This window comes from Priestia sp. 3CA3 (assembly GCF_056836725.1).
In genome coordinates this window covers 193,749-210,117 of the sequence record NZ_JBXENJ010000003.1, presented here as the reverse complement: position 1 = coordinate 210,117, position 16,369 = coordinate 193,749, and the positions used below count along the sequence as shown (strand labels likewise).

At 39.0% G+C, this 16,369-nt stretch carries 18 protein-coding genes and 1 riboswitch; of the genes, 12 read left to right on the top strand and 6 right to left on the bottom strand.

The annotated features are described in order from the left end of the window. Nucleotides 1-51: 51 nt before the first annotated feature. The 7 genes from AC1VNJ_RS10445 to AC1VNJ_RS10415 all read left to right on the top strand — a co-directional run bounded on the left by AC1VNJ_RS10445 (nt 52) and on the right by AC1VNJ_RS10415 (nt 6,537). Nucleotides 52-1,350, top strand: coding sequence for an MFS transporter (locus tag AC1VNJ_RS10445; protein ID WP_028412151.1), 1,299 nt, complete (start codon nt 52-54; stop codon nt 1,348-1,350). A 179-nt stretch (nt 1,351-1,529) separates the two neighbouring features. Further along, nucleotides 1,530-1,632: riboswitch (TPP riboswitch) on the top strand. A gap of 114 nt (nt 1,633-1,746) precedes the next feature. Beyond that, nucleotides 1,747-3,024 (top strand): acetylornithine deacetylase, encoded by a 1,278-nt coding sequence (locus AC1VNJ_RS10440; protein ID WP_034269620.1) that lies wholly within the window; start codon nt 1,747-1,749, stop codon nt 3,022-3,024. Between the two features lie 5 nt (nt 3,025-3,029). After that, on the top strand, nt 3,030-3,701 hold the full coding sequence (gene tenA, locus AC1VNJ_RS10435) for a thiaminase II (RefSeq protein ID WP_028412153.1): 672 nt from the start codon (nt 3,030-3,032) through the stop codon (nt 3,699-3,701). Then, a complete protein-coding gene (locus AC1VNJ_RS10430) occupies nt 3,694-4,458 on the top strand; it encodes an ABC transporter ATP-binding protein (protein ID WP_028412154.1) in 765 nt (254 codons plus the stop codon). The genes tenA and AC1VNJ_RS10430 overlap by 8 nt, the downstream gene beginning before the upstream one ends. Further along, nucleotides 4,455-5,198, top strand: coding sequence for an ABC transporter permease (locus AC1VNJ_RS10425; protein WP_028412155.1), 744 nt, complete (start codon nt 4,455-4,457; stop codon nt 5,196-5,198). Before AC1VNJ_RS10430 ends, AC1VNJ_RS10425 begins: the two co-directional genes overlap by 4 nt. Further along, complete coding sequence (locus AC1VNJ_RS10420) at nt 5,195-6,205, top strand: ABC transporter substrate-binding protein (protein WP_033578153.1); 1,011 nt, start codon at nt 5,195-5,197, stop codon at nt 6,203-6,205. Before AC1VNJ_RS10425 ends, AC1VNJ_RS10420 begins: the two co-directional genes overlap by 4 nt. Before the next feature lie 86 nt (nt 6,206-6,291). Next, on the top strand, nt 6,292-6,537 hold the full coding sequence (locus AC1VNJ_RS10415) for a ferredoxin (RefSeq protein WP_482640772.1): 246 nt from the start codon (nt 6,292-6,294) through the stop codon (nt 6,535-6,537). Nucleotides 6,538-6,650: 113 nt separating this feature from the next. Here AC1VNJ_RS10415 and hxlB read toward each other — a convergent pair whose 3' ends face one another. From hxlB to hxlR, 3 genes are all read right to left on the bottom strand, one after another. Further along, complete coding sequence (gene hxlB, locus AC1VNJ_RS10410; protein WP_013055598.1) at nt 6,651-7,208, bottom strand: 6-phospho-3-hexuloisomerase; 558 nt, start codon at nt 7,206-7,208, stop codon at nt 6,651-6,653. 10 nt (nt 7,209-7,218) lie between these two features. After that, the gene (gene hxlA, locus AC1VNJ_RS10405) at nt 7,219-7,848 is read right to left on the bottom strand and encodes a 3-hexulose-6-phosphate synthase (RefSeq protein ID WP_013055599.1); all 630 of its coding nucleotides are present in this window, start codon (nt 7,846-7,848) and stop codon (nt 7,219-7,221) included. Nucleotides 7,849-8,116: 268 nt separating this feature from the next. Continuing rightward, on the bottom strand, nt 8,117-8,482 hold the full coding sequence (gene hxlR / locus AC1VNJ_RS10400) for a transcriptional activator HxlR (RefSeq protein WP_028412158.1): 366 nt from the start codon (nt 8,480-8,482) through the stop codon (nt 8,117-8,119). A gap of 261 nt (nt 8,483-8,743) precedes the next feature. On the opposite strand from hxlR, the gene AC1VNJ_RS10395 reads away from it, so the two are divergent. Together AC1VNJ_RS10395 and AC1VNJ_RS10390 are read left to right on the top strand one after the other, a co-directional pair. Then, a complete protein-coding gene (locus tag AC1VNJ_RS10395; RefSeq protein WP_033578155.1) occupies nt 8,744-9,328 on the top strand; it encodes a hypothetical protein in 585 nt (194 codons plus the stop codon). A 16-nt stretch (nt 9,329-9,344) separates the two neighbouring features. After that, nucleotides 9,345-9,668, top strand: coding sequence for a DUF3243 domain-containing protein (locus AC1VNJ_RS10390; RefSeq protein ID WP_013081917.1), 324 nt, complete (start codon nt 9,345-9,347; stop codon nt 9,666-9,668). A gap of 43 nt (nt 9,669-9,711) precedes the next feature. Here the strand turns inward: AC1VNJ_RS10390 and AC1VNJ_RS10385 are convergent, their stop codons facing one another. The 3 genes from AC1VNJ_RS10385 to AC1VNJ_RS10375 are packed head-to-tail and all read right to left on the bottom strand — an operon-like array spanning nt 9,712 to nt 12,110. Then, complete coding sequence (locus tag AC1VNJ_RS10385; RefSeq protein WP_013081918.1) at nt 9,712-9,897, bottom strand: FeoB-associated Cys-rich membrane protein; 186 nt, start codon at nt 9,895-9,897, stop codon at nt 9,712-9,714. A gap of 15 nt (nt 9,898-9,912) precedes the next feature. Then, nucleotides 9,913-11,883 (bottom strand): ferrous iron transport protein B, encoded by a 1,971-nt coding sequence (feoB, locus tag AC1VNJ_RS10380; RefSeq protein ID WP_482640771.1) that lies wholly within the window; start codon nt 11,881-11,883, stop codon nt 9,913-9,915. Then, complete coding sequence (locus AC1VNJ_RS10375; RefSeq protein ID WP_013055605.1) at nt 11,880-12,110, bottom strand: FeoA family protein; 231 nt, start codon at nt 12,108-12,110, stop codon at nt 11,880-11,882. Before AC1VNJ_RS10375 ends, feoB begins: the two co-directional genes overlap by 4 nt. A 175-nt stretch (nt 12,111-12,285) precedes the next feature. On the opposite strand from AC1VNJ_RS10375, the gene AC1VNJ_RS10370 reads away from it, so the two are divergent. From AC1VNJ_RS10370 to AC1VNJ_RS10360, 3 genes are all read left to right on the top strand, one after another. Next, nucleotides 12,286-12,771 carry a GNAT family N-acetyltransferase gene (locus tag AC1VNJ_RS10370; protein WP_013081920.1) on the top strand — a complete coding sequence of 162 codons (486 nt, stop codon included), beginning with the start codon at nt 12,286-12,288 and terminating at the stop codon, nt 12,769-12,771. A gap of 191 nt (nt 12,772-12,962) precedes the next feature. Continuing rightward, the gene (locus AC1VNJ_RS10365) at nt 12,963-15,380 is read left to right on the top strand and encodes a YhgE/Pip family protein (protein ID WP_482640770.1); all 2,418 of its coding nucleotides are present in this window, start codon (nt 12,963-12,965) and stop codon (nt 15,378-15,380) included. A 97-nt stretch (nt 15,381-15,477) separates the two neighbouring features. Continuing rightward, the gene (locus AC1VNJ_RS10360) at nt 15,478-16,329 is read left to right on the top strand and encodes a class I SAM-dependent methyltransferase (protein WP_154989533.1); all 852 of its coding nucleotides are present in this window, start codon (nt 15,478-15,480) and stop codon (nt 16,327-16,329) included. Nucleotides 16,330-16,369 lie beyond the last annotated feature (40 nt).

Genomic DNA, 16,369 nt, shown 5'->3' with positions numbered 1-16,369 from the left:
TAAGCAAACAGCTCATTCACTATAACGATTAAGGTTATGGAGGGATATTCTATGGCGGTTACATCTAAATTAAATGAAAGCGTTAACAAAGATTTAGGTCCTGTAAAGCAAGATGTAAAAAAGACGAATATACGCTGGTGGCTTATTATTGTATTGCTAATTGGAGCAGTTGTTAACTATTTAGACCGCTCTAATTTAAGCATCGCTAATACCACGATTGCCAAAGAGTTTGGGCTGTCTTCTACACAAATGGGTCTTTTGCTTTCAGCTTTTCTCTGGCCATATGCCTTAGCAAATCTACCAGCAGGCTGGCTGGTTGACAAATACGGGCCGAAAAAAATGTTTGCATGGGCATCAGGCCTATGGTCTGTGGCAACGGTAGCAAGTGCATTTACTAACACGTATTCTGCTCTTTATGCCATGAGAATGCTTCTTGGTGTATCGGAGTCTCCTTTTTTTACTTCAGGAATTAAAGTGACGGAAAGATGGTTTAAAAAAGAAGAGCGCGGCCTTCCTACTTCGATTATTAATACAGGGTCTCAAATTGCTAATGCGATTGCTCCGCCACTTCTAACGGTACTGCTTTTAACAATGAGTTGGAGAGGAATGTTTGTTGTTATAGGAGCAGCAGGCTTTATTGTGATGTTTGTTTGGCTAAAGATATACCGAGATCCGGATTATGTTGCCAATAAAGTGAAAGCTGTCCCTAAAGAAGAAATAAAAATCAGTCATACCTCACAAGCAAAATGGTCACAGCTGTTTAAATATAAAAGCACATGGTTTATGATTATCGGGAATTTCGGAATTATGTTTACGATATGGGTTTATTTAACTTGGCTTCCTAGCTACTTAGAAACAGAGCGCGGTTTTAGCCTAAAACAAACGGGCTGGATTGCTGCTATTCCGTTTCTAGCAGGAATCATAGGAGTGTTGCTTGGTGGTGTAATTTCAGATAGATTTATTCGAAAAGGAATTAATGCAGTAACGGCAAGAAAAATACCAATTGTAGGCGGGGCAATCTTAGCCGCAGCATCGGTAGCACCCGTTCCTTTTATTGATAATGCAGCCTTAAGTATTGTCTTATTGTCGATTGGCTACTTCGCGTCACAGCTGCCATCAGGCGTCATTTGGACTCTAGCGGCGGATATTGCACCAAAGGAACAAGTTGCTTCACTCGGCGCTATTCAGAACTTCGGTGGATTTCTAGGAGCGGCAATGGCTCCTATCGTAACAGGGTTTATATTAGATGCAACGGGAACTTTTACGGCGGTTTTCCTGTTAGGAGCAGGACTGCTTTTAATTGGTGCTATTAGTTATGGCGTATTTTTAAAGAAGCCAATAGCTAACTAGTAATGTCACAAAAACAAAGAGCACACACTGCATGAAAAAGGTGTGTGCTTTTTCTTTTACTACTAAAAAGGAAACTATTTTCATTACCATATCATGAACCTTTCTATTGAATAAAACGCTTTACTATGATAAAACTATTACAGGTAAACATATGATAATAGATTAATTTCATAGAGATACAACACCACTAGGGGTGCTTTCGAAGCTGAGAGAGACGATAAGTCTTAACCCTTATAACCTGAACTAGGTAATACTAGCGTAGGAAAGAGGTATTGTAATGGATGTTTTGTATGGGATTTCCTTACGAACTCGTTATAATAATTTTGTGTACATAAACAAAAACACTTCTTTCCTGCGAAAGAAGTGTTTTTTTATGCGTAAAGGAAGGTGTCATACATGAAAGAAACAATTGATTTGCTTGTCAAACAGGTAGAGGAGCGCAAAGGAGAGTTAATCCAGTTATTAACAACGCTTGTTTCGTATAAAACGCCAGCGCCTCCTGCACGAAATTCTCATGAAGCGCAGCTGTACGTAGCGGATTTTCTTAAAAACTGCGGTTTTTCCATTGATATGTGGGACTTATATTCTAACGACCCTATCGTAGTGGGAACGTTAAAAGGACAAAAATCGGCTGACTATCAAAGCTTGATTATTAACGGCCATATGGATGTTGCTGAGGTACAAGAAAATGAAAATTGGGAAACCAATCCGTTTGAAGCTGTTGTGAAAGACAATATGATAATTGGACGCGGAGTTGCTGATATGAAAGGCGGTTTGGCGGGAGCATTATTTGCAGTTCAGCTTTTAACAGAAACAGGAATCGAGCTGCCAGGAGACTTGATTTTTGAATCCGTTGTAGGAGAAGAAGTAGGAGAGGCAGGTACGCTGCAATGCTGTCAGAAAGGGTATACAGCTGATTTTGCGCTTGTAGTCGATACAAGTGATTTACATATTCAAGGTCAAGGCGGAGTGATCACGGGATGGATTACGATAAAAAGCAGTAAAACCTATCATGACGGTACACGCCGAAGTATGATTCATGCTGGAGGAGGGCTGTTAGCCGCAAGCGCTATTGAAAAGATGGCAAAAGTGATCGGAGGGCTACAAGAATTGGAGCGTCACTGGGCTGTTACAAAGAGCTATCCAGGATTTTTGCCAGGGACAAATACGATTAATCCAGCAGTAATCGAAGGCGGAAGACATGCTGCTTTTATTGCAGATGAATGCAGGCTGTGGATCACCGTTCACTATTATCCTAATGAATCGTACGACCAAGTATCAAAAGAAGTGGAAGAATATATTATAGCTATTGCAAAAGCAGATCCATGGTTAAAAGATAATCTGCCAACCTTTGAATGGGGAGGCACATCAATGATTGAAGACAGAGGAGAAATCTTTCCGTCATTAGAAATTGATGAAAATCATGCAGGAGTGCAGCTGCTTGCAAATACTCATGAACAAATGGAAGGGAAAAAGCCTCCAATTGATGTGTCAACTAGCGTAACAGACGGGGGATGGCTAGCTGATGCGGGAATTCCCGCTGCTATTTACGGTCCGGGAAATTTAGCAAATGCACATGCTGTGAACGAACAATTAGATATTAATCAGCTTGTTCAATATACAAAAGTGATAGTGCAGTTCATTTATACGTGGCTGCATACGCATAAGGAGTGATCATCATGAAATTTAGTGAACGATTATACGAAAAGCTGCAGCCTATTTGGCGTCAAAATCATAATCATCCCTTCGTACAGGGGATGGGAGATGGAACGCTTGAAAAGGAGAAGTTTCGCTTCTACATGATTCAAGATTACCTTTACCTAATTGATTATGCCAAATTATTTGCGATTGGAGCCATGAAAGCTACCGATCTTCAAACGATGGGGAAATTTGCAGCCCTTTTAGATTCTACATTAAACGAAGAAATGAGTCTGCACCGTGAGTATGCCAAGAAATTTGAAATCAGCGAAAAAGAATTAGAAAAAGCGCAGCCATCTCCTACAACGCTTGCATACACGCACTATATGCTGCACGTTGGTCAAAGTGGAACATTAGCTGAATTAGTAGCCGCTCTTTTGCCTTGTATGTGGAGCTACTGGGAAATAGGAAAAGAACTTAGTGAAAAGCCTGGAGCTAACAATGAGTTTTACCGTGAGTGGATTGAAATGTACAGCTCAGAAGAATTTGGAGAACTGGCGACATGGTGTATCAATTTATTTGACTCACTTACTGAAGATAAATCAGAAGTGGAATTAGAAAAGCTTGAAGAAATTTTCTTGAATACGACGCGTTTTGAGTATATGTTCTGGGATATGGCTTATAACGAAGCGATGTGGCCAATTCATGAATAGGTCTGTGTTATCTTTTCAAAACGTCAGTTTTACGTACAAGAACGGTGATCAAGCGATTTTAAAATCATTAAACTTAGACGTGAAAGAAGGCGAGTTTGTCAGTATCGTTGGAGCGAGCGGCTCTGGGAAAAGTACGTTGTTTCGTCTCATTACAGGTCTTGAACAGCAGAGTGAAGGCGATATCGTGATTAACGGAAAGTCTTATGAAAAGCGACTAGGAAAAGTAGGCTATATGCCGCAGCAAGATTTGCTGCTTCCGTGGCGTACGATTCTAGACAATGCAGCACTGCCTCTTGAGCTTCACAATGTATCAAAAGCAAGTGCTCATAAGCAAGTGTCTCAGCTGCTTGAAGAGTTTGGCCTAAAAGGGTATGAAAACCGTTTTCCAAGTGATTTATCCGGAGGGATGAAGCAGCGCGTTTCTTTTCTTCGGACGGTATTAAGCGGTTCTAACGTGCTGCTTTTAGATGAGCCTTTTAGTGCACTTGATGCAATCACACGTTTATCGATGCAGGAATGGCTGCTTGACCAATGGCAAAAGCGTAAGCATAGCATCTTATTTATCACTCATGACGTCAATGAAGCGCTTTTTTTATCAGATCGCATTTTTATCTTTTCAGACAAGCCAGTAAGTTGTCTTGAAGAAATTCAAGTGCCGCTTAGCAGACCTCGAACGCAAAAAGATCTGAATCAACAGCGAGTGCTTGATGTGAAAGATTATTTAATTGAACAGCTAAGATCGAAGGTGAACACATGAAAAAGTACGGGGCTTCAGTGATTTTAGTAGTCATTTTGCTGGCTGCTTGGGAAATTGGAGCACGCATTGTAAACTATCCGTTTATTTTACCAACGCCCAGCGGTATTTTAACGAAGCTTTGGGAGCTGCGAATGGATTTATTGTTTAAGCATTTACCAGCTACGTTATCTATTGTCGTAATTGGGCTTGTAATATCCGTTGTGCTAGGGGTTCTGCTGGCTGTGTGGATGAATTGGAGTCCGCTTATTGAGCGTGCTTTTTATCCGCTTATTATTGCGTCACAAATGATTCCGACCATTGCCATTGCTCCTGTATTTGTGCTGTGGTTTGGCTACTCCATTTGGAGCAAAGTGATTGTGACCGTATTAATTACGTTTTTTCCCATTACCGTTAGCACATTTGACGGGCTTCGTTCTACAAACAAAGAGTTAAAAGAACTCATGTTAACGATGGGAGCAACAAAAAAAGATATTTTCTTTAAGTTGAACATTCCTTCTGCACTGCCTCATTTTTATTCGGGACTCAAAGTAGCGGTTACCTTTAGTATAATAGGTGCTGCCATTGGGGAATGGTTGGGTGCGCAAGCAGGCTTAGGATATTTCAGTCGTCGCATGATGACACAGTTTGATGCAGCTGGTGTATTTGCACCAATTGTGATTTTATCCGCGCTCGGTATTTTATTTTTTATTATTGTAGTAGGTTTCGAAAAACGTTCATTAAAGTGGAGGAAAACAGAATGAAAAAATGGTTTGCGATTAGCTTAAGCCTGCTGCTTGTTTTGATGCTCGCTGCTTGCGGTCAGGACAAGGAAAATAAAGCTGGTGACAGTAAAAAATTAAAAGACGTTACAATTATGCTTGATTGGTATCCAAATGCAGTGCACAGCTTCATTTACGCTGCACAAGAAAAAGGATATTTCAAAAAAGAAGGGCTGAATGTAAAAGTACAATTTCCTGCTAATCCAACAGACTCGCTTAATTTAGCAGCTGCAGGGAAAGTCACGCTCGGCCTTTACTATCAGCCTGATGTAGCAATGGCACGAGCAAATGAAGATGTGCCGGTAAAGTCGGTAGGAGCGATTGTAAGATCTCCGCTAAACCGGGTTGTGGCATTGAAAGATAGCGGTATTAAGCGTCCTAAAGATTTAGAAGGAAAAGTAGTAGGATACAGCGGAACACCATTAAGTGAATCTGTTCTAAAGAAAATGGTGAAAAGTGATGGAGGAGATCCGAATAAAGTAAAACTAGTAGACGTAGGGTTTGAGTTAAATTCATCGCTGATTAGCAAAAAAGTAGATGCTGTAATAGGTGCGTATATTAACCACGAAGTACCATTGCTTCACAAAAAAGGATACAAAACGGTTGACATTGATCCGTCAGATTACGGCGTGCCATCTTATTACGAGCTAGTGGCCGTTACAGGGGATCAAACGTGGGCAAAAGATTCTGATACGATTAAAGCGTTTTGGCGTGCCGCGACAAAAGGGTATGAATACACGGAGAAACATCCAAAAGAATCACTTCAAATTTTGTTAGATAATCAAGATAAATCAAACTTCCCGCTTGAAAAAGATGTGGAAACAAAAAGTTTGAATATCTTACTTCCAAAAATGAAGTCTGAACAAGGATTCGGCAGTCAAACGAAAGAATCATGGCAATCAAATGTTAACTGGTTAAAAGAGTCAGGGTTAATTAAGAAAAAGCCAAATGTAGATGAGATGTTTGAGAATATTGGGGAATCTCAGTAAATAATTTAAGACGAATTTAAAAAAACCTCCTTATACTGAACGTAACTTTCTGAAAGAGAAAGTGAAAAGGTCAAGGAGGTTTTTTTATGGCTTTTACGATAGTAGAGAAGGAAACATGTATTGCTTGCGGAGCATGTGGAGGGAGTGCGCCAGATCTTTATGATTATGATTCAGAAGGTCTTGCTTATGCCGTATTAGATAACAACGAAGGAACAAAAGAAGTTCCTGAGCATCAGCAAGATGAGATGATGGAAGCGTACGAAAGGTGTCCAACAGACTCGATTAAAGTTGCAGAGCAGCCGTTTTATGGAGATGCAGCAAAATTCGAATAGGGCTTTTGAAAAAATAAATAATGATAAAGTACATTTAGTTATCTGATAAGTGAATATTTGGTTATATAGAAAGTTCCAAAACAAAAAAGGTCTTGCCTAGGCAAGACCTTTTTCTACTCTAAATTTGCATGCTTTCCGTACATCGTATGAGTATCAAGTTCTTTCTTCTCCATGAAGCGAAGAATCAGCGCATCGTAAAAAAGAAGAAGCGTTTGTTCAAACAGTGACGCCATAGGCTGTACGGTTTGATAACTGCTTTGTTCTTGATCCTTCGGAGCGCCGGGCAGCTTCACGATGAAGTCAGCCAGCTTGCCAAGCGTGGAATCGGGGGAAATCGTGACTACTCCAACTTTTCCTCCAAGTTCTTTTGCTTTTTGAGCAATAGGAATCAAGCTCTTCGTTTCGCCAGAACCTGATCCGATGATTAATAAATCATCCTGCGTGAAAGTGGACGTCACGGTTTCTCCAATGACATAAGCATCAATGCCCATATGCATCATACGCATAGCAAACGACTTGCCCATAAGACCTGAACGGCCTGCTCCTGTGACAAACACTTTTTTAGATGAGATGATGCCATTTACAAGCTGTTCAGCTTCATCGTCAGCGATTAGAGCTGTTGTTTGTAAAAGCTCATTCATAACCGTTTTTAAATGTTCGCTCGTCTGCATAGAAAGCTCCTTAATTTGTAATAAGCTCTTTCATTTGAGAAGCAACTGATTTTTTATCATCTTGGCTCGTGATGCCTCCGCCAACGATAACAAGATCAGGCTGTGCTTTTACTACTTCAGGTAAAGATTCTAATTTAATGCCGCCAGCAACGGCTGTTTTTGCATTTTTTACAACGCTTTTGATTGTTACTAAATCTTCAAAAGAGTTTTGACCAACTGCTTGAAGATCGTATCCTGTGTGTACGCAGATATAGTCAACGCCAAATTCGTCTAGCTCTTTTGCGCGTCCTTTAATATCTTTTACACCAATCATATCGACTAGAATTTTTTTACCTTGTTTTTTCGCTTCTTCAACTGCACCTTTAATTGACATATCTTCAGCCACACCTAAGATGGTAATGATGTCTGCTCCAGCTTGAGAAGCTTGCTGTACTTCATAACCAGCTGCATCCATGATTTTTAGGTCAGCTAATACTTTTAAATTAGGAAATGCTTCTTTAATTTCTTTAACGGCGCGAAGCCCTTCATTGATTACAACAGGTGTACCGATTTCCACGATATCAATATGTTCTTCAACTTCTTTTACTACCTCTTTTGCTTGAGAAATATTAACAAGATCTAATGCTAATTGTAATTCCATTCTACTCCACTCCTTACAGAAATCTATAGATACCTTTTGTGCCTTTTTACATAAAAAGCAGCTGGTGTAGTTATTGTACCCGCAGTTTGAGGTTCTTAAAAGTACGCACTTTTCCCACAAATAGTGTGGGGAATGATAGTATACAGAAGTATACTAATGGACATATCAGTCTTGTAACCGCTTAATTTTCATTAAAAATGCGGATGATATTGAGTAATATCATCCGCATAAAAAAATAAAAACTATGGAATAGAAGGATTCGTTTCCATCATTTAATTAACGTTTCTGCCTTTTGTTCTTGATTGACCAGCACTGTATCACGGTAATTTTTACCCCAATCGTACATGGCTGTCAAAATAGGCATTAAACTTTCTCCTTCTTTTGTAAGTGAGTATTCGACTTTAGGTGGTACGACAGGATAAACTTTACGGTTAACAATTAGATCTTCTTCCAGTTCCCGCAGCTGGTTAACCAGCATGCGCGGCGTAATATCAGGAATAAGCGATTTTAGTTCCCCGAACCGTTTTGTTCCTTCACGTCCTAAGTGCCATAGTATCAGCATCTTCCATTTTCCGCCGATAATAGCAAGCGTTAATTCTTTTTCACAGTTAAATTCCTTATTAAGCTGGCTCAATTGTTTCACCCCTATGACCAATAGTATAAAATTTCTTTTACAGTACTTCTTATTATACCGGTGCTGACAATCCTTTTACAAAAATCCGGCTTGTATCTTTCCATTAAAAAATTTAGCTTTTTTTACTATATAGTTATTCTTGACTAGTGAGATATAAAAGGTGGCCTTTAGTCATGTTTTTTATTTTTAATGAATTCAATTGTTTAAATATAAAAAAAGATGGGAAATCACTCAATAACGATGCTAAAGGAGGCAGTAAAAATGGAAAGAAACCGATCTGAATTACAAAACCCTGCTTTAAGCAACAGCGCAGGCATCAACAACGATGTAGGAATTAATAACAATCCACAGACAGCTAATAGCACTGCTGCTGTTAGCACCACGGGGAAAAGCTACAGCAGCAAGCTAGTAAAAGGTGTTGTTGTCGGGGCAGTTGTAGGTGGATGTATAACATTACTTGATAATAAAACTCGCTCATCTGTTAAAAGAAGAGCCGTTACATTAAAGGACTCTTCTGCAAACATGATTAATCAAGTAAAAGAGAACCCTCAAGAAACAAAAGAAAAAATGGTGCAGCAAATGAAAAATGCATCGAATCTTTTAAAAGATGCAATTAATGATGCCAAACATTTGTACGAGCGTGTAAATGAAGATTTCTTTAAGCAAGCAGAAGATGTGAAAAGCGTTACGCATGATGCAAAATCAACGGTAGAAGATGCTAAAAGTGATTTACAGCAAATTGGTGAAAAAGTGAAAGATGCAACTTCTGAAATAAGTAAGGAAAAGATGACGCCGGACGAAAAACCAGAATCTGAGCGTGAAAGAACATATCAGTCTATTCACTAAGAAGGAGATGTTAACTGTGAGTCAAATGAATGAAGGAACTACAAAAGACATGAATAAAATTGAAGAAACGGTAGATAATTTAGGGACGGAGAAAAAAGAAGCAATTTTGCAGAATTTTGATACGTTTACTGATTATTTAACTCAAAAAGTTCATGTCGGTAAAAAGCTCGGGTTAAATGAGGAACAATTAGCAGCTGCTACAAAAAAAGTGGCTAGCTATTTAGCCAAAAATGAGGAGCCTCGAAACCGAGAAGAAAAAGTCCTTCATGAGTTATGGAAAGTCAGCAGTGAAGAGGAAAAGGAAGTCCTTTCTCATCTCATTTTAAAACTAGTTGCGTAACATTAAAAAAGCATCCCGTCTATCAGGATGCTTTTTTAATGTATTAAGATGATTGATTTTGAGCCTCTTGAATCGTTTTATCCCAGTCAATACCGCAATCATCCGTTGCACAAGAAGATTGCTGTGCGCAGCTTGCACATTTTCCCTGAGTACTCTTGCGGAAGAATTTTGTCATATGATAAAGGGCATACCCAAAAATCAAAACCCCAATTAAAATGTTAATAATCAATGTTATTCACTCCTTTTAAGAAAAACCAAGTACTTTTCCAATAGTGTGTACAAGCAAAGCTACGAGATAAGCGACAACCAAAGGGTAGGCCACAGCAAATGCTGTCCATTTTAATGAGCCGGTTTCTCGTCGAATAACAGCGACGGTTGCTAGACACGGAACGTAAAGAAGAACAAACACCATAAACGTATAGGCTGTTAGCGGTGTAAAGAATGTCTTCATTGTGTCGCCAAGCTGTCCTTCTTGTACTTTATAAATGATGCTCATAGTTGAAACAACCACTTCTTTCGCTAGGAAGCCTGTAATCAGTGATGCTACAGCTTGCCATGTCGCAAAACCTAAAGGGATAAATAGAGGAGCGATAGCACCTCCAATAATAGCCATAAAGCTATTTTCCATATCTACTCCAAAACCGCCAGGGCCAGCGTAAGATGATAGCCAGATAAATACAGAGCCAGCTAAAATAACCGTACCTGCTTTTCGGACGAAATTTCGGCCTTTTTCCCACGTGCTTCTCCAAAGAGTCTTGGCTTGAGGTACGCGGTAAGGAGGAAGTTCAACAATAAAAGTTGATTGTTCGTCTTTAAGAAGCGTTACTGATAAAATTTTCGTTACAACAAGTGCTAAAATAATGCCAAGCAAGTACATAGAAAACACCACAGCTGCTCCGTTTTGCACAAAAAACGCACCTACAAACAAAGCGTATACAGGAAGACGTGCTGAGCAGCTCATAAATGGATTGACTAAAATGGTCATAAGGCGCTCTTTTCGCTGTTCAATTGTACGCGCGGCCATAATCCCCGGTACGTTACATCCAAAGCTAATAATCATCGGAATAAATGCTTTTCCGTTCAAACCGAAAAATTCCATTATACGATCCATTACTACAGCAATTCTAGCCATGTATCCTGAATCTTCAAGCAGTGAAATGAAAAAGAACAGGACAAAAATTTGTGGTACAAATACCAGTACGCCGCCTACTCCTGCAATAATGCCATCCACAATTAAATCGTGAATAAATGGAGCAGCACCAGCTGCATTTAAAAGAGAATCAGCGCCTTCACTAAGCGTTCCGCCAAAGAAGCCGTCCAGTTTATCAGAAAGCGGAACGCCAATCCACGTAAACGTAATATTAAAAATCAAATACATTAAGCCAAGAAAAATAGGGAGACCAAGCCACTTATGCGTCACAATTCGATCGATTCGATCCGTGAAAGTTAAAGGTGTTTCGCTGCCCTTTATGATACACTCGCTCGAAATGCGTTCAATAAATGTCGTACGCACGTCAAAGAAATGCTCACTAAGCCGCTTGTTTATTTTTTGTGCAGCGGCTTTTCGAAGCTCAAGCAGCTCTGAGTAACTCGTTTTTTCTTTTAATGTTGATTCGATTACGCTATTTTCCGCTAAGAACTGAATGGCCATCCATCTGCTGACGTCCGCTTTTGTTTGAATCATATGAATTGCTTGTTCAGCGGTTTCCCCATAATTTAATTGAAATGAAGGGGCTTTTAAATCTTGCTTCAAAGTAGAGAGCAGATCGTTAATTCCTTTTCCATTGCGGGCAATAATCGCTGAAACCGGAATATGTAATGATTTGCTAAGCTTCTCCAAATTAAAAGTCAATCCGCGTTTTTCCGCTACATCAATCATATTTAAGCCGATTACTAATGGCTTTCCATATTCCAATGCTTGAATAGTGAGATGCATGCTTCTTTCAAACTGAGAAGCGTCTACAATATTCAGCATACTGTTAAATTCTCCGGTTAACAAAAAGTTAGTTACCACTGCTTCATCTGAAGAAAGAGGAGTAAAGTCATACACACCCGGCAAATCAACCAGCTGGCTGTTTTGCTTTTTAATAGATCCAACTTTCTTTTCAACGGTTACACCGCTCCAGTTTCCTACGTATTCATAGGAATCTGTTAATATATTGAATAAAGAAGTTTTTCCTGTGTTTGGATTTCCTAAAAGTGCAATTGTACTCATGCTGTCTCAACCTCAATTTTGGCCGCATCGCGTTTTCGGATGCTAATCATTTGACCTTGACATTCAATAATACAAGGTCCTCCTAAGATGGTTTTTTGCTTCATGCATAGTTCGCAGCCTTTTTTTACTCCAAAAGAAAGAAGGCGGCGTTCTAATGATCTATCTAAAAATTCAATGTTTTTAACTTTTACTTTGTCGCCAATACTCACGGTAGTTAAATTCATCATTCAGCACTCCTGTTAATGATAATCATTTTCAATTTGTATCTATCTCGATTATACATAAGGTTCTAAAATCAATCAATGCTTCTAGAGCGTTACAATTAAAAATATATATTTATAACTATATTTTTCAGGTGAAATTATGTACGATTTTAGCAGTAAATTGTCAGGAGGGATGTGAGTGGAGGTAATCATTCGCAAAATGAGAAAAGAAGATATTACGTCTGTTCAATACGTCGCAAAGATGAGTTGGTATGATACATATGAAGGAATTATTCCTAGAAGCGTTCAGAATCGGTTTCTTTCAGAAGCATACTCCAATAAAAGGCTGCTGTGGCGCTTGCGTAATTCGTTCATTTATGTAGCAACTATTGATGAGAAAATCGTAGGATACGCTAACTTTTTCCGACTACAAAACAGAGGGGAAATAGAACTAGGATCTATCTATATACTGCCTGCTTATCAAGGAAAAGGAATCGGTTCGCAATTGTTAGAAAAAGGAATGAAGCGCTCGAAGGAATTAAAAATCGTTTACATTAACGTAGAAAGGGAAAACGGAATAGGCCGTGCATTTTATCAATCAAAAGGTTTCCAGCTTGTGGATGAATTTGATGATGAATTTGACGGGCATTTACTAAGAACGATGCGAATGAAACTCATGATTTAAGCCTGATATTTAGTGTGAACGTTATCTTAAAAAGCTGATTTTAAACTTTCTGCTAAAATCAGCTTTTAATTACAGAATAACGATTGACCTTATTCTTGTGAATATGGTAACATTAATCAGAACTTCATGACCGAAAATGTTTTTCGGTCAAACAGTCAGGCGGAAGTAAGGATTATTGGAGGCTAAAAAACATGAATATGATTAAAGGAGAATGGAAAAAAATCTTTTCCAAACCAATGACTATTGTTGTGATTTGCGGATTGTTATTTGTTCCATTACTTTATAATGTCATCTTTTTATCTGCTTACTGGGATCCATATGGAAAAACAGATCAAATTCCAGTTGCAGTGGTAAATGAAGATAAAGGTGCTACGTTAGATGGAAAGAAATTGAATGTCGGTCGTGATTTTGTTGATGATTTAAAGAAAAACGATAAATTTGACTGGAAATTTACGAACAAAGAAAAAGCGTTAGAAGGCTTAAAAAATGAGGACTACTACTTAGTTTTGGAAATTCCAAAGAATTTCTCCAAAAATGCAACAACATTAATGGATGAGAATCCTAAAAAAATGAAATTTATCTACCATACAAATGCCGGAAAGAACTATTCAGGCGCTCAAATTAGCTCAAATGCAGTAGCTAAAATCAATGATCAGATTAAAGAAGCAGTCACAAAGCAGTATGCTGAAACGGTATTTGACAGCTTTAAGCAAGTAGCGGACGGTCTTCAAAAAGCAAGTGACGGTGCAGGAGAGCTAGAAGATGGCTCGAAAACGCTGCGAGATAACATGAAGAAACTAGCAGACAGCACGGTTACGTTTGAAGACGGTACAGCTAAATTGGCAAATGGATTAGCAGATGCACGAAAAGGAGCAACTGATCTAGATGCCGGTGCAGCTAAGCTACTAAACGGTGCGGACACAATTAATGAAAACTTAGGCAGCCTAAACAGCGGTTTAGGGAAGCTAGAAAGTGGAAGCGGACAGCTTTATGCGGCTTCTAAAGAACTTGAAACAGGTGCAGGAAAGCTTAGCACTGGGTTGGGAAAACTACAAGACGGAACTGAAAAACTGCAAGGTGGGACCAAAAAACTCCAAGATGCTACAAAGCAACTTAATGAAGGAACAAAAACACTTCAAGGGAAACTACCGCAGTTCACAAGCGGCTTAAATCAAGTAGATGCTGAAGTGAGCAATGTTACGCAGCAAATTAATCAAGCGGAACAGGAAATCACTCAGATTAAACAGCAAGTAGACTCAAAAAAAGCGGAGTTTGAACAGCAGCAGCAAGCTCTCATTGACAGCATTAACAGCAACGAATCTATTCCCGATGAGCAAAAACAAACGCTGATTGCAGGAATTAAAAAGCTAACATCTCAGCAGTTTATGGATGAACAGCAGCAAAAAGCAGAGCAGCTAAAAGCAAAAGTAGATAAAGTGCAAGAGTTATCAGCGGCGCTTCAAAAGCTGTCTAAAGGCGGAGAAGATATTCAAAGCGCCATTAATAAAATTGCTGACGGTCAAAATCAGTTGTACAATGGTCAAACTCAGTTATACAACGCACAGACTCAGTTATACAATGGTCAAACTCAATTATATAACGGTGCTGTTAAACTAGCAGACGGTGAAAAGCAGTTCAACAGCAAATTTGCAGAGCTAAACAGCGGTATAGCTGACGCTCATACAGGAGCTGGAAAGCTTGCTGATGGGCAGCAGCAACTTGTGGATGGGCTTAAGAAGTCTGAACAAGGAAGCGCAGCGCTAGCAAATGGTTTAACGCAGTTAGAAAACGGGGCAACCAAATTAGCAAATGGTTCTAAAGAGTTAACAAATGGTTCATCCAAACTATATGACGGTTCATCTAAATTATCAGATGGAACAAGCGAGCTTCATTCATCTTTAGCGGATGGTGCAAAAGATGCAAAAGATGTTAAAGCAGATGATAAAACATACAGCATGTTTTCAAATCCAACGGATTTAAAATCAGATAAACAAAATAACGTAGATAAGTATGGTGTCGGATTAGCTCCATACATCTTATGTATTGGCTTGTTTGCGGGAACATTAATGTTTTCAGCGGTGTACCCAATGAAAGAGCCATCAATTCGACCGACATCAGGTATTTCGTGGTTCTTAAGTAAGTTTAGTGTCATCACTATTGTAGGTATGCTGCAAGCAGCGATTGCTGTTACAGCTCTTCTTTGGGGCTTGCATTTAAACGTAACAAGCATTTGGCACTTCTATATCTTTACCATGATTACAGGTGTAACGTTCTTTACACTGATCTTGTTCTTAACAACAGGGTTAGGAAAAGTAGGGCAGTATTTAGCCTTTATTATTCTGCTGCTTCAAATTGGCGGCAGTGCAGGTACATTCCCTAAAGCACTTGTGCCGGAATTCTTCCAGGCAATCAATCCATACTTGCCTATGACCTATGCAATTCGCGGTTTCCGTGAAATTATTTCAATTGGTGATGATTTCGGCTATGTATGGCATCAGGCTGGCGTACTTGGAATCTTTGCAGCAATCTTCATCACTCTTTCATTGATAATGTTTTATATCAATGCCAGAAAAGAGAAGCATCACACAGAGGAAGAGGCAGCAGCCTAATTTAACTAATAGAAAAAGAGAGTTCCAGTTTAAAAAGGAACTCTCTTTTTCTTTATGTTAGTATAGGTTTACGTGTAAAAGAGGGGAATGTGAATGCATGCAGCTTACAAAATTTGCGGTGTATGAAAGTGATTGTGTGAAAAAGTGGCAGGAAGGGCTGAAAGAATGGGACGGTTCAATATCGGAACGGATGATAAATGACAAAGCTGAAGATGAATTTTGGCAGCAATATCTAGAAAAAATGTCTTTTGATTCAGAAAATGATCCTGTAGTGAAACAGCTTCAGCAAAAACTTCTTGCTTTTTTGAATCCTAGTGACTCTGTCATGGAAATTGGCCCTGGCTGGGGAAATTATACGTTTTCAATTGCGGATTATGTAAAAGAACTTACGTGTATGGATTGTTCGCCAAGCATCATCCGCTACTTACAAAAACAATCAAATGCCCGCTCTAATCTAAAGTTCATAGAAGGTAAATGGGAGTATGAGCGTCTAACAGATAACTATGACGTGGTAGTAGGAATAAACTGCTTTTATCGTATGCATAATATTGTCGATGGTCTCTTAAATATGAATGATTCGGCTAATCGTTTGGCGGTTATCGGCATGTCAGCGGGTCCAGAAAAGCCTCATTACGTAGAGTTACATAGAAAACTTGGGTACGAGATTAAATGGCGTCGTAAGGAATATATTGACTTACTAAATATTTTATATGAACTGGGTATTTACGCAGATTGTAAGCTGGTTCCTATAACCAAAACGATAACCTATGAGACGTACGAAGATCTCATCAAGAAGAACTCGACAAAGCTGCTTTCTAAAGATATTGACAAGTTAGAAACTGAGAAGATTATTTTACAGCATGTAAAGAAAATAAATGGCACATATGAATATACGTATCAATATCATATGGCTTTTATTTATTGGAAACCGATAAAAAGAACCCGTTGATTTTTATTCAACGGGTTCTTTTTAGTAGTGATAAAGCTGT

Bases quoted from the DNA above. Each gene is read 5' to 3' on its own strand.
- AC1VNJ_RS10445 (WP_028412151.1), top strand. From the start codon at position 52: ATGGCGGTTACATCTAAATTAAATGAAAGCGTTAACAAAGATTTAGGT.
- AC1VNJ_RS10440 (WP_034269620.1), top strand. From the start codon at position 1,747: ATGAAAGAAACAATTGATTTGCTTGTCAAACAGGTAGAGGAGCGCAAA.
- tenA (WP_028412153.1), top strand. From the start codon at position 3,030: ATGAAATTTAGTGAACGATTATACGAAAAGCTGCAGCCTATTTGGCGT.
- AC1VNJ_RS10430 (WP_028412154.1), top strand. From the start codon at position 3,694: ATGAATAGGTCTGTGTTATCTTTTCAAAACGTCAGTTTTACGTACAAG.
- AC1VNJ_RS10425 (WP_028412155.1), top strand. From the start codon at position 4,455: ATGAAAAAGTACGGGGCTTCAGTGATTTTAGTAGTCATTTTGCTGGCT.
- AC1VNJ_RS10420 (WP_033578153.1), top strand. From the start codon at position 5,195: ATGAAAAAATGGTTTGCGATTAGCTTAAGCCTGCTGCTTGTTTTGATG.
- AC1VNJ_RS10415 (WP_482640772.1), top strand. From the start codon at position 6,292: ATGGCTTTTACGATAGTAGAGAAGGAAACATGTATTGCTTGCGGAGCA.
- hxlB (WP_013055598.1), bottom strand. From the start codon at position 7,208: ATGCAGACGAGCGAACATTTAAAAACGGTTATGAATGAGCTTTTACAA.
- hxlA (WP_013055599.1), bottom strand. From the start codon at position 7,848: ATGGAATTACAATTAGCATTAGATCTTGTTAATATTTCTCAAGCAAAA.
- AC1VNJ_RS10395 (WP_033578155.1), top strand. From the start codon at position 8,744: ATGGAAAGAAACCGATCTGAATTACAAAACCCTGCTTTAAGCAACAGC.
- feoB (WP_482640771.1), bottom strand. From the start codon at position 11,883: ATGAGTACAATTGCACTTTTAGGAAATCCAAACACAGGAAAAACTTCT.
- AC1VNJ_RS10375 (WP_013055605.1), bottom strand. From the start codon at position 12,110: ATGATGAATTTAACTACCGTGAGTATTGGCGACAAAGTAAAAGTTAAA.
- AC1VNJ_RS10365 (WP_482640770.1), top strand. From the start codon at position 12,963: ATGAATATGATTAAAGGAGAATGGAAAAAAATCTTTTCCAAACCAATG.
- AC1VNJ_RS10360 (WP_154989533.1), top strand. From the start codon at position 15,478: ATGCAGCTTACAAAATTTGCGGTGTATGAAAGTGATTGTGTGAAAAAG.